Source organism: Streptomyces incanus (genome assembly GCF_042656345.1).
GTDB classification, from domain to species: domain Bacteria; phylum Actinomycetota; class Actinomycetes; order Streptomycetales; family Streptomycetaceae; genus Streptomyces; species Streptomyces incanus.
The window spans coordinates 120,969-137,451 of sequence record NZ_JBHSPC010000025.1 but is presented as its reverse complement, the minus strand read 5'-3'; the positions used below and the strand labels follow the sequence as shown (position 1 = coordinate 137,451).

At 72.6% G+C, this 16,483-nt stretch carries 19 protein-coding genes; 7 read left to right on the top strand and 12 right to left on the bottom strand.

Translation table 11 applies throughout. From position 1 onward, the window contains the following. Positions 1-23: 23 nt before the first annotated feature. On the top strand, positions 24-659 hold the full coding sequence (locus ACFP2V_RS10310; RefSeq protein ID WP_381208834.1) for a TIGR03085 family metal-binding protein: 636 nt from the start codon (positions 24-26) through the stop codon (positions 657-659). A gap of 108 nt (positions 660-767) precedes the next feature. Then, a complete protein-coding gene (locus ACFP2V_RS10305; protein ID WP_381208831.1) occupies positions 768-1,166 on the top strand; it encodes a VOC family protein in 399 nt (132 codons plus the stop codon). Between the two features lie 49 nt (positions 1,167-1,215). On the opposite strand, the gene hisF is transcribed toward ACFP2V_RS10305, so the two are convergent. Genes hisF through hisD form a run of 8 tightly spaced genes read right to left on the bottom strand, consistent with a single transcriptional unit; the run spans position 1,216 to position 7,147 of the window. Beyond that, positions 1,216-1,974 (bottom strand): imidazole glycerol phosphate synthase subunit HisF, encoded by a 759-nt coding sequence (gene hisF / locus ACFP2V_RS10300; protein ID WP_381208828.1) that lies wholly within the window; start codon positions 1,972-1,974, stop codon positions 1,216-1,218. Positions 1,975-1,998: 24 nt separating this feature from the next. Continuing rightward, positions 1,999-2,448, bottom strand: coding sequence for a Rid family hydrolase (locus tag ACFP2V_RS10295; RefSeq protein ID WP_381208825.1), 450 nt, complete (start codon positions 2,446-2,448; stop codon positions 1,999-2,001). Positions 2,449-2,464: 16 nt separating this feature from the next. Then, positions 2,465-3,187, bottom strand: coding sequence for a bifunctional 1-(5-phosphoribosyl)-5-((5-phosphoribosylamino)methylideneamino)imidazole-4-carboxamide isomerase/phosphoribosylanthranilate isomerase PriA (gene priA, locus ACFP2V_RS10290; RefSeq protein ID WP_381208822.1), 723 nt, complete (start codon positions 3,185-3,187; stop codon positions 2,465-2,467). A 4-nt stretch (positions 3,188-3,191) separates the two neighbouring features. Next, positions 3,192-3,833 carry an imidazole glycerol phosphate synthase subunit HisH gene (gene hisH / locus ACFP2V_RS10285; protein WP_381208819.1) on the bottom strand — a complete coding sequence of 214 codons (642 nt, stop codon included), beginning with the start codon at positions 3,831-3,833 and terminating at the stop codon, positions 3,192-3,194. A 2-nt stretch (positions 3,834-3,835) separates the two neighbouring features. After that, positions 3,836-3,994 carry a hypothetical protein gene (locus ACFP2V_RS10280; protein ID WP_381208816.1) on the bottom strand — a complete coding sequence of 53 codons (159 nt, stop codon included), beginning with the start codon at positions 3,992-3,994 and terminating at the stop codon, positions 3,836-3,838. Positions 3,995-3,996: 2 nt separating this feature from the next. Next, positions 3,997-4,590, bottom strand: coding sequence for an imidazoleglycerol-phosphate dehydratase HisB (gene hisB / locus ACFP2V_RS10275; RefSeq protein ID WP_055571490.1), 594 nt, complete (start codon positions 4,588-4,590; stop codon positions 3,997-3,999). After that, a complete protein-coding gene (locus ACFP2V_RS10270; RefSeq protein WP_381208932.1) occupies positions 4,587-5,726 on the bottom strand; it encodes a histidinol-phosphate transaminase in 1,140 nt (379 codons plus the stop codon). The genes hisB and ACFP2V_RS10270 overlap by 4 nt, the downstream gene beginning before the upstream one ends. Before the next feature lie 23 nt (positions 5,727-5,749). Then, positions 5,750-7,147 carry a histidinol dehydrogenase gene (gene hisD, locus ACFP2V_RS10265; protein ID WP_381208813.1) on the bottom strand — a complete coding sequence of 466 codons (1,398 nt, stop codon included), beginning with the start codon at positions 7,145-7,147 and terminating at the stop codon, positions 5,750-5,752. A 227-nt stretch (positions 7,148-7,374) separates the two neighbouring features. Here hisD and ACFP2V_RS10260 point away from each other — a divergent pair, with 227 nt between their 5' ends. The 4 genes from ACFP2V_RS10260 (at position 7,375) to ybaK (ending at position 11,521) form a co-directional block, all read left to right on the top strand. Further along, positions 7,375-8,952, top strand: a complete 1,578-nt coding sequence (locus ACFP2V_RS10260; RefSeq protein WP_381208810.1) for an oxidoreductase — start codon at positions 7,375-7,377, stop codon at positions 8,950-8,952. Between the two features lie 160 nt (positions 8,953-9,112). After that, positions 9,113-10,174 carry a hypothetical protein gene (locus ACFP2V_RS10255; RefSeq protein WP_381208808.1) on the top strand — a complete coding sequence of 354 codons (1,062 nt, stop codon included), beginning with the start codon at positions 9,113-9,115 and terminating at the stop codon, positions 10,172-10,174. Positions 10,175-10,185: 11 nt separating this feature from the next. Beyond that, a complete protein-coding gene (locus ACFP2V_RS10250) occupies positions 10,186-10,926 on the top strand; it encodes an LON peptidase substrate-binding domain-containing protein (protein WP_381208805.1) in 741 nt (246 codons plus the stop codon). Between the two features lie 88 nt (positions 10,927-11,014). Beyond that, positions 11,015-11,521, top strand: coding sequence for a Cys-tRNA(Pro) deacylase (gene ybaK, locus ACFP2V_RS10245; protein ID WP_381208802.1), 507 nt, complete (start codon positions 11,015-11,017; stop codon positions 11,519-11,521). Positions 11,522-11,671: 150 nt separating this feature from the next. Here the strand turns inward: ybaK and ACFP2V_RS10240 are convergent, their stop codons facing one another. The 4 genes from ACFP2V_RS10240 to ACFP2V_RS10225 form a co-directional block, all read right to left on the bottom strand. Continuing rightward, positions 11,672-12,424, bottom strand: coding sequence for an AAA family ATPase (locus ACFP2V_RS10240; RefSeq protein WP_381208799.1), 753 nt, complete (start codon positions 12,422-12,424; stop codon positions 11,672-11,674). A gap of 78 nt (positions 12,425-12,502) precedes the next feature. Beyond that, entirely contained in the window at positions 12,503-13,324 is an 822-nt protein-coding gene (locus ACFP2V_RS10235) for an ABC transporter permease (RefSeq protein ID WP_381208796.1), read from the bottom strand. 101 nt (positions 13,325-13,425) lie between these two features. Further along, on the bottom strand, positions 13,426-14,400 hold the full coding sequence (locus tag ACFP2V_RS10230; RefSeq protein WP_381208929.1) for an ABC transporter ATP-binding protein: 975 nt from the start codon (positions 14,398-14,400) through the stop codon (positions 13,426-13,428). Between the two features lie 305 nt (positions 14,401-14,705). After that, positions 14,706-15,917, bottom strand: a complete 1,212-nt coding sequence (locus ACFP2V_RS10225) for an NYN domain-containing protein (protein WP_381208793.1) — start codon at positions 15,915-15,917, stop codon at positions 14,706-14,708. A gap of 333 nt (positions 15,918-16,250) precedes the next feature. On the opposite strand from ACFP2V_RS10225, the gene ACFP2V_RS10220 reads away from it, so the two are divergent. Next, positions 16,251-16,415, top strand: coding sequence for a hypothetical protein (locus ACFP2V_RS10220; RefSeq protein ID WP_381208790.1), 165 nt, complete (start codon positions 16,251-16,253; stop codon positions 16,413-16,415). The last annotated feature ends 68 nt before the right edge of the window (positions 16,416-16,483 follow it).

Here is a 16,483-nt window from a genome sequence, read left to right as displayed (position 1 = left end):
GCGGGTCACCGTAGGCTGGCTGCATGTCGACCCATGCCAAGCGTGAACGACTTCTCCTGGCCGACCTGCTGGAGACCGCGGGCCCTGAGGCTCCCACTCTGTGCGAGGGCTGGCGCACCCGCGACCTCGCCGCCCATGTGGTGGTGCGCGAGCGCCGCCCGGACGCCGCCGGTGGGATCGTGGTCAAGCAGCTCGCACAGCGTCTGGAGCGGGTGATGGCGGAGTTCACCGCCAAGCCGTACGAGGAGCTGATCCAGCTGATCCGTACCGGCCCGCCGCGCTTCTCGCCCTTCAACCTCAAGCAGATCGACGAGTTGTCGAACATCGTCGAGTTCTACGTCCACGCGGAGGACGTGCGCCGCGCGCAGCCCGACTGGACGCCGCGTGAGCTCGACCCGGTGTTCCAGGACACCTTGTGGTCGCGGCTCGAGCACACCGCCCGGATGGTGGGCCGCGGTGCCGCCACGGGCCTGGTGCTGCGCCGCCCGGACGGCCAGACGGCAGTGGCCCACCGCGGCACGCCGGTGGTCACGGTGACCGGCGAGGCGTCGGAGCTGGTGCTGTTCGTCTACGGGCGGCGCGAGGTGGCCAAGGTCGAGCTGGAGGGCGACGCGGACGCGATCGAGAAGCTGAACGCGTCCAAGCAGCTCGGTATCTGAAATCCGCACGATCTCGGGGACCCTCAAGTGCGGTACGGGTACCGGGGCCGGTGGCCGGTGCCCGTGACCGGCCACCGGAAAGACTGCAAGATCGGAAGAAGAATTCCCATGATCAAGGTCGCCATGACCAGCGTGTACGTCGACGACGTGGCGAAGGCGCACGCTTTCTACACCGGCGTCCTCGGCTTCGAGACCCGCACCCGGGTGGACCTGGGCGACGGCACCCTGTTCGTCACGGTCGGGGCGGGCGGGGGTGCGCAGCGGGATCTGGAGCTGCTGCTGGAACCGGGGCAGGGTCCCATCGCGGAGCCGTACCGCAGGGCGGTGCGCGAGGCGGGGCTGCCCGCCATCGTGTTCTCGGTGACGGACCTCCGCGCGGAGTACGAGCGGCTGCGCGGCGAGGGCGTGAACTTCGTCCAGGAGCCGCAGGAGCAGGGCCCGGTGCTCACCGCCGTCCTGGACGACACGGTCGGCAATCTGGTCCAGCTCGCCCAGCCGAAGGACTGAGCGAGCCGGCTGGGCGCCGGCACGACGGCCGGGCGGCGCGCGGCGGGCCTCACCGCACCGGGTGGCCCGCTTCCCGCAGGGTCTGCTTGACCTGGCCGATGCGCAGGTCGCCGAAGTGGAAGACCGAGGCGGCGAGGACCGCGTCGGCGCCCGCGGCGACCGCGGGCGGGAAGTCGGCGAGCCGGCCCGCACCGCCCGAGGCGATCACCGGGACGGTGACGTGCTTGCGGACGGCGGTGATCATGTCGAGGTCGTAGCCGTCCTTGGTGCCGTCGGCGTCCATGGAGTTGAGCAGGATCTCGCCCGCGCCCAGCTCTGCGGCCCGGTGGGCCCACTCGACGGCGTCGATGCCGGTGCCCCGGCGGCCGCCGTGTGTGGTGACCTCGAAGGAGTCGCCGGACTCGGTGCGGCGGGCGTCGACCGACAGGACGAGGACCTGGCGGCCGAAGCGCTCGGCGATCTCCCGGATGAGGTCCGGGCGGGCGATCGCGGCGGTGTTGACGCCGACCTTGTCGGCGCCCGCCCGCAGCAGCTTGTCCACGTCCCCGGTGGTGCGGACGCCGCCTCCCACGGTCAGCGGGATGAACACCTGTTCGGCGGTGCGGCGCACCACGTCGTAGGTCGTCTCGCGGTTGCCCGACGAGGCGGTGATGTCCAGGAACGTCAGCTCGTCGGCGCCCTCGGTGTCGTACACCTTGGCCATCTCGACGGGGTCGCCCGCGTCACGCAGGTTCTGGAAGTTGACGCCCTTGACGACCCGGCCGTTGTCCACGTCCAGGCAGGGGATGACTCGGACCGCCAGGGTCATGAATCGTGCTCCTCTAGTGTCTGCTCAGTGTCCGCTGATTGGTCTCGGTGTCCGCTGACCGGCCTCAGGGCCGGCCGGTCCGGTGGCGCCGAATGCTTCGACTTCCACCGCCACCAGTACGCGCGAGTCCATGAAGCCCTCCACCACCAGGAGAGTCGTGACCGGGCGCACCCGCTCGAACAGCTCTTTGTGGGCGCGACCCGCCGCGTCGATGTCCCGCGAGTGCGCGAGGTACACGCGCGTGCGGATCACGGAGTCGACGCCGAGCCCGAACGCGGCGATCGCCTCCAGGGCGCTGCCGAAGGCGGCCTTGGCCTGTTCGTACGGGTCGCCCTCTCCATGCAGGACGTCGCCCTTGAACGCGGTCGTGCCGGCCACCAGGACGCGGTCGCCCGCCGCCACCGCGCGTGCGGACCCGAAGGACTCTTCCCAGGGGCTGTCGCCCCGCACGCGCCGTACGGCTTCGGCTGTCATCGCACTGTGTCCTTTTTCAAGAGGTAGCCTCCAGGGCCTCTTCCAGGGTGAACGCCTTCGCGTACAGGGCCTTCCCGACGATGGAGCCCTCGACGCCGAGCGGGACGAGCTCGGCGATGGCCCGCAGGTCGTCGAGCGACGACACGCCGCCGGAGGCGACCACGGGGCGGTCGGTGGCGGCGCAGACGTTCTTCAGCAGTTCCAGGTTGGGGCCCTGGAGGGTGCCGTCCTTGGCGATGTCGGTGACGACGTACCGCGCGCAGCCCTCCTGGTCGAGGCGCGCGAGCGTCTCGTAGAGGTCACCGCCGTCGCGGGTCCAGCCGCGGCCGCGGAGGGTGGTACCGCGTACGTCGAGTCCGACGGCGATCTTGTCGCCGTGCTCGGCGATGATCCTGGCGACCCATTCGGGGGTCTCCAGGGCGGCCGTGCCGAGGTTCACGCGCGTGCAGCCGGTGGCCAGGGCGGCGGCCAGGGAGGCGTCGTCGCGGATGCCGCCGGACAGCTCCACCTTGATGTCCATCGCCCCTGCGACCTCGGCGATCAGCGCGCGGTTGTCGCCGGTGCCGAACGCGGCGTCCAGGTCGACCAGGTGCAGCCACTCGGCGCCCGAGCGCTGCCAGGCGAGCGCGGCCTCCAGGGGGGAGCCGTAGGAGGTCTCGGTGCCGGACTCGCCGTGCACGAGGCGGACGGCCTGGCCGTCGCGGACGTCGACGGCGGGGAGGAGTTCGAGCTTGGCCATGTCGCTACAGGGTTCCGATCCAGTTGGTGAGGAGCTGGGCTCCGGCGTCGCCGGACTTCTCGGGGTGGAACTGCGTCGCCCACAGGGCGCCGTTCTCCACGGCGGCGACGAACGGTTTGCCGTGGGCGGACCAGGTGACCTTGGGGGCCCGCATCACCGGGTTGTCCACCTGGAGGGACCAGTCGTGGACGGCGTAGGAGTGCACGAAGTAGAAGCGGGCGTCCGCGTCCAGGCCGGCGAAGAGTTCGGAGCCGGCCGCCGCGTCCACGGTGTTCCAGCCCATGTGGGGCACGATGTCGGCCTGGAGCGGTTCGACCGAGCCGGGCCATTCGTCCATGCCCTCGGTCTCGACGCCGTGTTCGATGCCGCGGGCGAACAGGATCTGCATGCCGACGCAGATGCCCATGACGGGCCGGCCGCCGGACAGCCTGCGATCGATGATCCAGTCGCCGCGCGCCTCCTTGAGGCCCTTCATGCAGGCCGCGAAGGCGCCGACGCCGGGGACCAGCAGCCCGTCGGCGTTCATGGCGGTGTCGAAGTCGCGAGTTATCTCCACCTCGGCGCCCGCGCGCGCGAGGGCGCGCTCGGCGGAGCGGACGTTGCCGAAGCCGTAGTCGAAGACCACGACGCGCTTGGTGGCGCTCACGGTCACACCTCCAGCCGGAGAATGCCCGCGGTGAGACACATCACGGCACCGATGGCGAGGACCACGACGACACCCTTGGGAAGCTTCTGCTTCGTGAACGAGACGACCCCGCCGACGAAGAACAGCCCGACGACGATCAGTACGGTGGACAGCCCGTTCATGCTTACAGGGCACCCTTCGTGGAGGGCAGGATGCCCGCCGCGCGGGGGTCGCGCTCGGACGCGTACCGCAGGGCCCGGGCCAGCGCCTTGAACTGGCACTCCACGATGTGGTGCGCGTTGCGCCCGTACGGCACGTGCACGTGCAGCGCGACCTGGGCCTGGGCGACGAAGGACTCCAGGATGTGCCGGGTCATCGTGGTGTCGTACTCGCCGATCATCGGCGCCATCTTCTCGGGCTCGGTGTGCACGAGGTAGGGGCGGCCGGACAGGTCGACGGTGACCTGGGCGAGGGACTCGTCCAGCGGGACCGTGCAGTTGCCGAAGCGGTAGATGCCCACCTTGTCGCCGAGGGCCTGCTTGAAGGCGGCGCCAAGGGCGAGGGCGGTGTCCTCGATGGTGTGGTGGGAGTCGATGTGCAGGTCGCCCTCGGTCTTCACCGTCAGGTCGAACAGACCGTGCCGGCCGATCTGGTCGAGCATGTGGTCGTAGAAGCCGACCCCGGTGGAGATCTCCGTCTTTCCGGTGCCGTCGAGGTCGATCTCGACGAGGACCGACGTCTCCTTCGTCGTCCGCTGGACGCGGCCTACGCGGCTCATGCGCTCTGCTCCTTCGGGGGTGTGGGGGTGGCCCCCACATAGCTGACAAGTTCACGGACCGCGTCGAGGAACGCGTCGTTCTCGGCCGGGGTGCCCGCGGTGACCCGCAGCCATCCCGGTACGCCGTTGTCCCGCACCAGGACGCCCCGGTCGAGGATCTTCTGCCAGACCACGTGGGAGTCCGCGAACGTGCCGAACTGGACGAAGTTCGCGTCGGACTCGGTCACGTCGTAGCCGAGGGCGCGCAGTTCGGCGACCAGCCGGTCCCGCTCCCGCTTCAGCTGCTCGACGTACTTCAGCAGCGTGTCCGTGTGTTCCAGGGCGGCCAGCGCGGTCGCCTGGGTGACGGCGGACAGGTGGTAGGGCAGGCGGACGAGCTGCACGGCGTCCACGACGGCCGGGTGTGCGGCGAGGTAGCCGAGGCGCAGTCCTGCCGCGCCGAACGCCTTCGACATGGTGCGGGAGACGACGAGGTTCGGGCGGCCCTCGATCAGCGGCAGCAGGGATTCGCCGTGGCTGAACTCTATGTACGCCTCGTCCACGACCACCATCGACGGCCTGGCCGCCTGCGCGGCCTCGTACAGGGCGAGAACGGTCTCGGCGGGGACCGCGGTGCCGGTGGGGTTGTTGGGGGTGGTGACGAAGACGACGTCCGGGCGGTGCTCGGCGATCGCCTTCTCGGCGGCGGGCAGGTCGATGGTGAAGTCGCCCCCGCGGGGGCCGGAGATCCAGCCGGTGCCGGTGCCGCGCGCGATGAGTCCGTGCATCGAGTACGAGGGCTCGAAGCCGATCGCGGTGCGGCCGGGGCCGCCGAAGGTCTGCAGCAGTTGCTGGATGACCTCGTTGGAGCCGTTGGCGGCCCAGACGTTCTCGACTCCGACGGGGTGTCCGCCGGTCTTCGTCAGGTATGCGGCCAGCCCGGTGCGCAGCTCGACAGCGTCCCGGTCGGGGTAGCGGTTGAGGTGGCGGGCGGTCTCCCGGACCCGCTCGGCGATCCGCTCGACCAGCGGTTCGGGCAGCGGGTAGGGGTTCTCGTTGGTGTTCAGCCGTACGGGGACGTCGAGTTGGGGCGCGCCGTAGGGGGACTTGCCGCGCAGCTCGTCGCGTACGGGGAGGTCGTCGATGGTGACGTTCATGGGGTCGGTGGCGTCGATGGCGTTCACTTGCTCTCGGGTACCTTCCAGCCACTGTGCTCGTCCTGTTCGCCTCCGGCGCGGTACTCGCCTCCGGCGCTGTATTCGCCTCGTTCGCCTCCGGCGAAACGGACCTTGATCGCCGCGCCGTGCGCGGGCAGGTCCTCCGCCTCGGCGAGCGTGACCACGTGGTGCGCGACGTCGGCCAGCGCGTCCTTGGTGTACTCGACGATGTGGATGCCGCGCAGGAAGGACTGGACGGACAGGCCCGAGGAGTGGCAGGCGCAGCCCCCGGTGGGCAGGACATGGTTGGAGCCGGCCGCGTAGTCGCCCAGGGAGACCGGGGACCAGGGGCCGACGAAGATCGCGCCGGCGTTGCGTACCCGGTCGGCGAGCGCTGCGGCGTCGGCGGTCTGGATCTCCAGGTGCTCGGCACCATAGGCGTTGACCACGCGCAGGCCCTCTTCGAGGCCGTCGACCAGGACGATCGCGGACTGCCGGCCGGCGAGCGCGGGGGCGATCCGGTCCTCGACGTGCCGGGAGGCGGCGACCTGGGGGGCCAGCTCCTTCTCCACGGCGTCCGCGAGGGTGGCGGAGTCGGTGACGAGGACGGCGGCGGCCAGCGGGTCGTGCTCGGCCTGGCTGATCAGGTCGGAGGCGACGTGCACCGGGTCGGCCGTGTCGTCGGCGAGGATCGCGATCTCGGTCGGCCCCGCCTCGGCGTCGATGCCGATGCGGCCGGTGAAGTAGCGCTTGGCGGCGGCGACCCAGATGTTGCCGGGGCCGGTGACCATGGTGGCGGGCGGGCAGGACTCGGTGCCGTACGCGAACATGGCGACGGCGGTGGCGCCGCCCGCGGCGTACACCTCGTCGACGCCGAGCAGGGCGCACGCGGCGAGGATCGTCGGGTGCGGCAGTCCGCCGAACTCCTTCTGCGGCGGGGAGGCGAGGGCGATCGACTCGACGCCGGCCTCCTGGGCCGGGACCGCGTTCATGATCACGGAGGACGGGTACACGGACCGGCCACCGGGCGCGTACAGGCCCACGCGGTCGACGGGCACCCACTTCTCGGTGACGGTGCCACCGGGGACGACCTGGGTGACGTGGGTCTCGCGGCGCTGCGCGCGGTGCACGAGCCGGGCGCGGCGGACGGACTCCTCTAGGGCCGCGCGCACGGCCGGGTCCAACCGCTCCAGCGCGTCGGTGAGCGCTCGCGCCGGGACGCGGACGGATTCCAGACGCACGCCGTCGAACCGCTCGGCGAAGTCGATCAGCGCCGCGTCACCCCGATGGTGCACGTCCTCGCAGATGGGCCGCACCTTCTCCAGGGCGGCCGCGACGTCGAAGTCGGCTCGGGGCAGCAGGTCGCGCAGGGCGGGGCCCTCGGGGAGGGCGTCGCCGCGCAGATCGATTCGGGAGATCACGTGCCCAATTCTCTCAGACCCGCGCAGGGAGCCGTGCGGGCGTTCCAATGGCTGATACGCGACCCTTTCGGTAACCCATTGTGCACACCGGAAAGACCTTTCTTACTTTCTGTGTTCGACAGGTTACTCGGTGGGCATGAACCGTTGTACGCGTACGAGTTGTGCGAAGCGACGAACCCACGAGTACCTGGGGAAGGCACGAAGACCTGGTGAAGGAGGGGAAGGCCGTGGCCGAGGGGGAGGGACGACACGCCGGGGAACCACCGGGCGATCTGACGGCGGCGGAGGCCGGCATGTGGCAGGCCTTCCGCAATGGCAGCGTGTACGACCTGAGCAGCGGGGACGCCGTCGTCGACGATCCGCACGGAGGGCATCCGTGGGGACCCGGGCGGACGGTCCGGGCCCGCATCGTGTGCTGGCTCCTGCTGGACGGCCCGCCGGCCCTGGCCGGCCGGGTCTCCTCGCTGAAGCTGGTCGGGGTGCTGATCAGCGGTGTGCTGGACCTCGCGGGCGGCACAGTGGTGCCGTACGTGGAAATGCGCGGCTGCCGCTTCGGAGGGGACATGCTGCTGCCGGAGGCCCGCTTCACGACGGTGCGGCTGGTGGACTGCTCGGTGCCGCGGCTGGAGGCGGCCCGGGTGCAGACCGAGGGCGATCTGCATCTGCCGCGCTGCCGGTTCCTGGGGGGCATACGGCTGACCGACGCCCGGATCGGTACGGATCTGCTGCTCAACCAGGCGGTCGTGCACCGCGACCGCGGGGGCCGGTCGATAGCCGCGGACGGCATGACGGTCGGCCAGGACCTCCAGGCCGAGCTGCTGGAGTCGCACGGCGAGCTGAGCCTGCGCAGCGCGACGATAGGCGTCTCGGTGAATCTGCGCGGGGCCCGGCTGGTCAACCCGTCCGCCCGGCTTGCGTTGAACGCGCCGCAGCTGACCGTCGAGCGGTCGCTGTATCTGACGCCCGCGGGGGTCGGTGCCCAGGCGCGGAGCGGGATGACACCGGCGCGTGGGACGAGGATCCAGCGGTTCGAGTGCCAGGGCGGGGTGCGGCTGGACGACGGGCGGTTCGGGGACGCGGTCGACTTCGAGCGGGCCCGGTTCACCCTGACCGACGACCAGGAGCTGTCGCTGCGCCGGGTGCATACGCCGGAGCTGCGGTTCCTCGGGGAGCGGCCTGCCCGCGGCAGGGTGGCGCTGTCGGGAGCACGGGTGGTCAACCTGGTGGACCGGGCGGACAGCTGGCCGGGGCCGGGCCGGCTGCAGATGGGCGGCTTCGCCTACGAGAACCTCGTGCCGCGCGGGCCGTTCCCACTGACGGAGCGGCTGGAGTGGGTGGCCGCGGCGAGCGCCGAGTACGCCCCGGAGCCGTACGAGCGGCTGGCCGCCGTGCTGCGGGCGGGCGGCGAGGAGGAGGACGCCCGCGAGGTGCTGCTCGCCAAGCAGCGCCGGCGTCGCGAGGGCCTGCCCCTGGCGGCCAAGCTGTGGGGCTACGCGCAGGACTGGACGGTCGCCTACGGCTACCGGCCGGGGCGGGCCGCGGTGTGGATGGCGGTGCTGTGGGCGGGCGGTTCGCTGGCGTTCGCGCACGCGCACCATCCGCCGCTCGAGGGTGGCGAGCATCCGGCGTGGAACCCGCCCCTCTTCGCCCTGGACCTGCTGCTGCCGGTGATCGACCTGGGCCAGGTGGGGTTCTGGCAGCTGCGCGGCGGCTGGCAGTGGCTCGCGGCCGCTTTCATCCTGCTCGGCTGGATCCTCGCCACGACGGTGGCGGCGGGGGCGACCCGGACCCTGCGCCGCAGCTGACCTCACCGCCCCGCCCCGCCCCGCCCCCTGACCAGCGGTAACCGGTACCTTCCCGACCCCGGAGGGCTCGCCTCCTTTTTGCCCGGCCTTGACCGAATGGCATACAACCTTCCACCACTTCCGTGAAGGGTCTGGCGCCGCTGTGACCTGCGGTCTTTCAATGGTCGACACCATGGCTCTGCTGCACGCGTTCACCCGTGCGTCCCGGGTGCGAGAAAAGTCGGGCGCCGCCCGGCCCGTCGTCCTCGTGCTGCCCGCGGACGCCGAGGTGCTGCTCGACGCCCCCGACGAGGTGCTGGGTCCGGTCCTGGTCGGGGCCGCGGCCGGCGACCCCGCCCCCGCCGTCGGCCTGCTCGCCGCCACCCGGCACCGCGGGGCATGGGAGCACCGCGACCGGTACGTGCGGCAGTTGGCCGTCTTCGCCCGCTCGCGCCCCGAGTGGCTGGACGCCTGGCGCGCCCATGATCCGCACAACCCCGACGGGCTGCTCGTGGACGCCCAGCGGGCGGTGCACCGCGCCTGGGCCTCACCGGCCCGTGCCGAACTGCTGCGTGAGGTGAGTCCGTTGATCACGGCCGCCGCGCGGGCCGACCACCTCGACCCGGTGCCGTGGCGACTCGCCCTGGACCATGCCCGCGGCGCCCGAGCCGGGCACCGGTACTTCCAGGAGCTGTGGGAGGCCGCGGTCCGCCGCGCCCCGCACCACTACGGCTGTCATGTGGCGGCCCTGCGCTACCTGTCGTCCTCCTGGCACGGCGCGCACCTCGCGTGCTTCGACTTCGCCGACCAGGCCGCGCAGGACGCGCCGGACGACTCGCTCACGCAGGCCCTGCCGCTGCGGGCGGCCTTCGGGTATCTCACCGACGGCGGCGGCCCCGAGGTGCCGCGCGAGCGGCTCGACGCGGCGGCCGACCGCGCTCTGGCCCTGTCCGCCCGGCTTCCGGCGGCCCACCCCCGGCCGGCGGGCCTGCGCAACCTTCTGGCGTACGTCCTGCTGCGCCTGGAGCGCCGGCCGGACGCCCTGGAGCAGCTGCGGCTCACCGGCCCGTACGCCACCTCCACGCCCTGGGACCGGGAAGCGGAGGACCCCCTCGGCCGGTTCCTGGAGGTGCGCCGGGGCCTGTACGAGACGGTGACCGCCGGCCCCGCCGCGGGCTCCCCCGCGGGCTCCCGGCATCCACGGAGTGAACGGGGCCGCCTGGTCCGGTTCGGCGACCATTAGGCTTTTACGTCGTGACCACCGCCCGGCTCCCGCTCTTTCCCCTGAACTCGGTGCTGTTCCCCGGGCTCGTACTTCCGCTGAACGTCTTCGAGGAGCGTTATCGCGCCATGATGCGCGAGCTTCTGAAGACGCCGGAGGACGAGCCGCGCCGGTTCGCCGTCGTGACGATCCGCGACGGCCACGAGGTCGCCCCGAGCGCCCCCGGCATACCGGACCCGACGGCCGTGCCCGAGCCGGGTCCCGCGGCGGGCTTCGGCACCGACCCGCTGCGGTCCTTCCACAAGGTGGGCTGTGTGGCCGACGCGGCGACGATCCGGGAGCGGGCCGACGGCACCTTCGAGGTGCTGGCGACGGGGACGACGCGGGCACGGCTGCTGTCGGTCGACGCCTCGGGCCCGTTCCTGACGGCCGAGCTGGAGCCGGTGCTCGAGGCGCCCGGCGAGGAGGCGGGGGCGCTCGCCGAGGGGGTGCTGCGGGCGTTCCGCCAGTACCAGAAGCGGCTGGCGGGGGCGCGGGAGCGGTCGCTGGCGACCGGCGCGGAACTGCCGGACGAGCCGGGGGTCGTGTCCTACCTGGTCGCCGCCGCGATGATGCTCGACACGCCGACGAAGCAGCGTCTGCTCCAGGCGCCGGACACCGCCTCCCGGCTCCGCGACGAGCTGAAACTCCTTCGCACGGAGACGGCCATCATCCGTAACCTGCCCTCGCTGCCGGCGTCGGAACTGACCCGCGGGCCGACACACCTCAACTGACGTACGCCCGTACGACTTCCCGGAGCGGCACAGGAACGGGACCGAGCACAGGGACAGGGACAGGGACAGGGACAGGGACAGGGCCGGGATGGCGAAAAAGTCGAAGAAGCAGCAGCAGCAGTCGGGCGGTACGCCCGCGACGGTGGCGCTCACCGCGGCCGGGGTGCCGTTCACGGTCCACTCCTACGACCACGACCCCTCCCACCCGTCCTACGGCGAGGAGGCGGCCGAGGCGATGGGTGTCTCCCCGGACCGGGTCTTCAAGACGCTGGTGGCGGACGTCGACGGCGGGCTGACGGTGGCGGTGGTCCCGGTGGCGGGACAGCTGGATCTGAAGGGCCTGGCGGCGGCGGTCGGCGGCAAACGGGCCGCGATGGCCGACCCCGCCCTGGCGGAACGCACCACGGGCTACGTCCGGGGCGGCATCTCCCCCCTCGGTCAGCGCAAGCGGCTGCGTACGGTGCTGGACGACTCGGCCGGCCTGCACGAGACGATCTGCGTCTCGGCCGGCCGCCGCGGTCTGGAGGTCGAGCTCTCCCCCGCCGACCTGGCCGAGCTGACCTCGGCGGTGCTCGCCCCGATCGGACGTTCCTGACCCCGCCTCTTCGGTTGGTCGGAAGAGGCATGTCGGAGAGAACACGCAAACGCAAGTGGCGCACCAGGAAGGGCCGCGCGAACCAGGGCAGGCGCCCGGCCTGACACCGCAACCGGGCCGGGGCCGTAGGGCCTGCCCGCCGGGCAGGCCCTACGGCCCCGGGAATCCGCCGTGCGGCGGCTGCAAGACGTACGGGTCGGCCGGCGGGCAGGGGTCGGGGTCGCGGGGGCCGAACAGCGCGGTCAGGCCCAGGTGGACGACCAGCCCGGCGAACGGCCAGGCCAGCAGCGCCCCCTTGGCACTCAGCTTCAGCGGCGCGTCGAACGTCACGCCCTTGCCGACGTCCCTCGCCTGGGCGATGACGTCCTGTGCGGGCCCGAGCCACACCCCGAGCCGCCACGCCAGCAGTGAGCCGAGCAGCCCGCCGACCCCGAGCGCCACCACCAGCGGCACGCCCCCGCGCCGCCGCACGAGGAACACGGCGAGCGCGCTCACCGCGCCGAACCCCAGCGCGAGCAGCGTGAACGTCCCGTCCACGCCGATGGCCTGCTCGCCCTCGGTGTCCTTGAGGTAGACGACCCAGTTGTCGCCGACGACGTCGCCCACCAGCGGAACGCGCGGCGCCAGCCACCACCACAGCACCCCGAGCAGCACCCCGCCGAGCGTCACCGCCACCGCGGTCACGGCGGCCTCACGCAGTTCCGTCTTCATCCCGGGGCCGTCCTGTTCGTACCAGCCGTACCCTGCTCGGTCACCGTGCCCGGCGGACCCGGTGACCCCGGTGTCCGAGGCGGACCCGTCGGCGGAGGCGGCGGCCACCTGCCCGGCGGACGGTGACTGCCACCCGCCGTGCGGGGAGTGTTCATGCGGAGGCGGTGGTGGTGGTGTCAGAGGTGCGCTCACCCTGACATCGTGCCAGGCCCGGCTGTGCGGCGTGACACGGACGGGTCACCGACAGGTCACCGACGGGGCACCGACGGATCAGCGGACGGCGGCCCTGCGGTACGCCCAGGTCGCCACGGCCAGCGAGAGCACGCCGACCACCCCGCACACGGCGAGGTCGCCGAGGACCAGCGCCCAGTCGGGATGCGGCGCGAAGGTCCGCGCGAAGGCCTCGACACCGTATGTCGACGGCAGCAGGTCCCGGACGACGCGTACCGCCTCCGGCAGCCGCTCCGCCGGCAGCACGCCCAGCAGCAGCGCCGCCGACATGCCGAGCTGGCCGAGCAGTGTGGCGAACTCGGGCCGCGGCGCGAGCAGCCCCAGGGCTGCCCCCAGCCCGGCGAGCGCGGCACCCGACAGCGGGATCACGGCGGCCAGCACCCACAGGTGCGCCAGCGGCAGCCCGAACAGCACGCACCCGAAGGCCGCGGTCACCACGGTCCCCGGCACGGTGAACGAGGCGTAGGCGCCGGCCGCGCCCAGCACCACCGCGGCCGGCGGGACCGGCAGCGTCGCGTAGTGGTCGAGTCCGCCGCTGGCCCGTAGCTGTCCGAAGTACTGCGCGAGCAGGTTGAGCGCGACGAAGGCGACGACCAGGACGGCCGATCCGGCCACCACCGCCCGCGCCTCCGAGCCGCCGTCCACGACCCCGCGCATCAGGATCATGATCCCGACGGACTGGAAGGTCGCCACGAACAGCAGCGGGATCCGCGCCACCCGCGCCCGGGAGAGCTGCGCCCGGTACACGGCCGCCAGCGACGGCCACAGCCGCGCCCGGGGGCCGAGCACGGCCGGTTCCGACGCGGCCTCCTCCGCGGCCAGGACGGCGCCCGGCAGGACATCGGCGGGTACGGCACTCACGTCGCGCTGCTCCCCTTCGCTCGGAGGTTCGCCCGGATCCATTTCGGCAGTCGTCCTGTTCCGTACGGGTACGGCGCCCGGTGCACTCAGGTGCCCGCCCCTCATGCCTTCACCAGCCCCTGCCGCACGGCACCGCCCAGCGCCAGGTACACGTCCTCCAGACTGGGCGTGGTGAGCGTGAAGTCGTCCAGGGCGGCGAAGGCGGCGCCGCCGGTGACGGTGGCGACGACAGCACGGGCCTCCTCCGGCCCGAGCCGCAGCGTCCAGCGGCGGCCGGACTCGACGGCGCGGTCCTGGAGCGCGGCGACCTCCGGTACGTGCAGCGGGGCCGTCTCGCGCCACACCAGGTCGACCCGGACCTCGCCCGCGACCTGCTCCTTCAGCCCGGACGGGCTGTCGCAGGCGATCACCCGGCCCCGGTCGAGCACGGCGACCCGGTCGAGCACGGTCTCGGCCTCGATGACGTTGTGGGTGACCAGCAACACGGTGGTGCCCCGCTCGGCCCGGCGCCGGTCGACGGCGGACCACACGGCGCGCCGCGCGATCGGGTCCATGCCGGCGGTGGGTTCGTCGAGTACCAGCAGGGGCCGCTCGCCGACCAGTGAGGCGGCGAAGCAGGCCAGCCGGCGCTGGCCGCCGGACAGCTTCTTCAGGGGGCGCGCGGCGATCGGGGTGAGCCCGAGTTCGTCGAGGACGTCGTCCCGCTCCGCGCACGCCCGCTTCGCGTCGAGGCCGCGCAGCCGCGCGGTGGTCTCGACGGCGAGCGACACGGTCAGCTCGTCGAGGGCGGTGGACTCCTGCCCGAGGTAGGCGAGGATCCGCGCGGCCCGCTCGGGATGGCGCACGATGTCGTGGCCGAGGATCCGAACGCTGCCGCGGTCGGGCCGCATCAGTCCGGTGAGCTGGCGTACGAGGGTGGACTTGCCGGCGCCGTTCGGCCCGAGCAGTCCGAAGATCTCACCGCGCCGGACGTCGAGCGCGACGTCGTCGGTGGCCCGGACCTCGGGGGTCGCCGGCACCCCGCGGCGTCCGCGGGCCGCCGGATAGGTCTTGGTCAGCCCGCGCACCGCGCACACGATGTCATTGTCGTGCCGGAATGCCTGTACCGCGCGCGTACTCACAAGAAACGAGACTACGGGGTCGGTGGCCCCGTTCCGCTCCCGGGGCCACCGGCCGCCGCGAATCCACCTGGTCATGGCGTGACGTCCCGCACGGGTCGCGCTGCGCCGAGACCGGCGCGGCGAGGTGCGGTGCCGGGGCCCGCGAGCCCGGCCTGATCCACACGACAGGCCCTGGCCCCGCCGCAAGGCCCCGCCCCGTCCCGGCGCGGGGCCGCACGGGCGCGGCACCGCGCTGTGCGTGCCCGGCCCGGGTGCCGAGGTCAGTCCCCGACCGGGGCGCGGTCCGTCCCCGTGCGTACGTCCAGCTCGCGCCAGAAGCCCGCACGGATGGCGTACCGGTCGCGTTCGTCGATCTGGTCGTCCTTGTGGGCGAGCAGGCCGAAGCGGGCGGCGTAGCGCAGCAGCTCGCCGTCGACGCGGTGCGGGATGCGGGGGTACATGCCGGACAGCTTCTGGATGCCTGCCTGGTCCCCCAGCCGCTCCACCCAGCGGCGGGCGAAGACCTGCCCCACCTCGAAGGGATCCCCGCCGACCGTGGTGATGTCCTCCTCACGGTCGGCCCACCGCTGCTCCGCCGTGGTCATCTGGGCGAGCGTCGGCATCGAGGCGGCCTCGGGGGGCTCGGCGACGGGCCGGTCGATCCAGCCCTTGTCGGAGGACCAGCGCAGGGTGGCGGACTGCGGCGGGTGGGGGTGGGGGACACCGGGGCCGCGCAGGGCCGCCAGGTCCTTGGGAGTGGGTACGCCCTTGGCGGCGGGCGCCCGCTCGCCGGTGCCGTTGGGTCCGGCGGCGGCCGGGTGCGGCGACTCCTGGGCGGCCGACTCCTCCTCCGGGGCGGGCGCGGACTCCGGCAGCGGGGCGGAGAGGATCGCGGCGATCTCGGGACGGGCGGCGGGGGCCGGCGCGCACACGCCGGAGTGGTCCTCCTTGGCGCGCACCGCCTTGGTGATCCAGGCACGGTCCAGCACCCGGCGTTCGTCGGCCTCGGCAACCAGGTCCTCGGACTGGTTGTAGTCGCCGTCGGCGGCCTGGACGGCCCACAGGTGGACGGCGACACCGTGCTCCTTGGCCGCCATCATGCCGGGCAGCAGGTCGCCGTCGCCGGTGACCAGGACGATGTCGGAACAGGCGCGGTTGCGGGCCAGTTCGGTCAACTCGGCGTGCATGGCGGCGTCGACGCCCTTCTGCGCCCAACGGCCGTCGCTGCGGGTGAGCGCGCCCAGCCGGACGGTGACCCTGGGCATGACCCGCAGCCGGCGGTGCTCGGGCTGCGGCACCCGGTCGGGAGCGCCGTCGAACCAGTAGATGCGCAGCAGGGGCCGGCTCGTGTCGGACTCGGCCCGGTCGCGCAGCCCTTGGATGAGGGCGGTGTGATCGACGGTGATCCGGGACCGCGAGGGCTCCCCGGCGAGGAGACTGGCGGCGGCCCCCAGCAGATACCCGGCGTCCACCAGGACGATGCAGCGGTCCACGCGATCCACCCTCTTTCCGGGAGGTTTGCTTCGGGCTTGCTTCGAGTCTGCCCGACCACGCCGGGGTTAACGGCCCGAACTCGATCTTCGGCGTGGCGTTTCCACACTTCCTTCGCCGACCAACCCTGTCACACACGGTAATTGTCCGACATGCGGTGACTCTTCCACCATGTGAGTCTGGTCCCGGTCCTGGCCCCAGGGTCTCTCGTTCGGATCAGGCTGGGCCAGGGAGCGGGACCTGGTACGTGCTCCCCCTTGGGGGTGCGTGCCAGGCCCCGCGAGCCCGGCAGGATCCGAACGAGAGACCCTACATTCCCCACAGGAGGCATCACCATGGCCAAGAACAAGAACCGTGAACGGAAGCAGCCGCAGACCGGACGCGCCCAGCAGGCAGCGCAGCATCCCTCCGCGGAGCCGCAGACCGAGCAGCACGGCCCGCAGATCACTCCCGAAGATGTCGCCCGCAAGGGCAGGGAGAAGCGCTTCGGCCACAACTGACGCCCGCGCGGCGGGCTCTTGGGCCCCGCGCACGGCATATGCAGAGGGGTGCACCCGTCACCGGGTGC

What these genes read in the sequence shown, in the direction of transcription:
- ACFP2V_RS10310 (WP_381208834.1), top strand. Translation starts at nt 24, where the DNA reads ATGTCGACCCATGCCAAGCGTGAACGACTTCTCCTGGCCGACCTGCTG.
- ACFP2V_RS10305 (WP_381208831.1), top strand. Translation starts at nt 768, where the DNA reads ATGATCAAGGTCGCCATGACCAGCGTGTACGTCGACGACGTGGCGAAG.
- hisF (WP_381208828.1), bottom strand. Translation starts at nt 1,974, where the DNA reads ATGACCCTGGCGGTCCGAGTCATCCCCTGCCTGGACGTGGACAACGGC.
- ACFP2V_RS10295 (WP_381208825.1), bottom strand. Translation starts at nt 2,448, where the DNA reads ATGACAGCCGAAGCCGTACGGCGCGTGCGGGGCGACAGCCCCTGGGAA.
- priA (WP_381208822.1), bottom strand. Translation starts at nt 3,187, where the DNA reads ATGGCCAAGCTCGAACTCCTCCCCGCCGTCGACGTCCGCGACGGCCAG.
- ACFP2V_RS10280 (WP_381208816.1), bottom strand. Translation starts at nt 3,994, where the DNA reads ATGAACGGGCTGTCCACCGTACTGATCGTCGTCGGGCTGTTCTTCGTC.
- hisB (WP_055571490.1), bottom strand. Translation starts at nt 4,590, where the DNA reads ATGAGCCGCGTAGGCCGCGTCCAGCGGACGACGAAGGAGACGTCGGTC.
- ACFP2V_RS10270 (WP_381208932.1), bottom strand. Translation starts at nt 5,726, where the DNA reads ATGAACGTCACCATCGACGACCTCCCCGTACGCGACGAGCTGCGCGGC.
- ACFP2V_RS10255 (WP_381208808.1), top strand. Translation starts at nt 9,113, where the DNA reads ATGGTCGACACCATGGCTCTGCTGCACGCGTTCACCCGTGCGTCCCGG.
- ybaK (WP_381208802.1), top strand. Translation starts at nt 11,015, where the DNA reads ATGGCGAAAAAGTCGAAGAAGCAGCAGCAGCAGTCGGGCGGTACGCCC.
- ACFP2V_RS10220 (WP_381208790.1), top strand. Translation starts at nt 16,251, where the DNA reads ATGGCCAAGAACAAGAACCGTGAACGGAAGCAGCCGCAGACCGGACGC.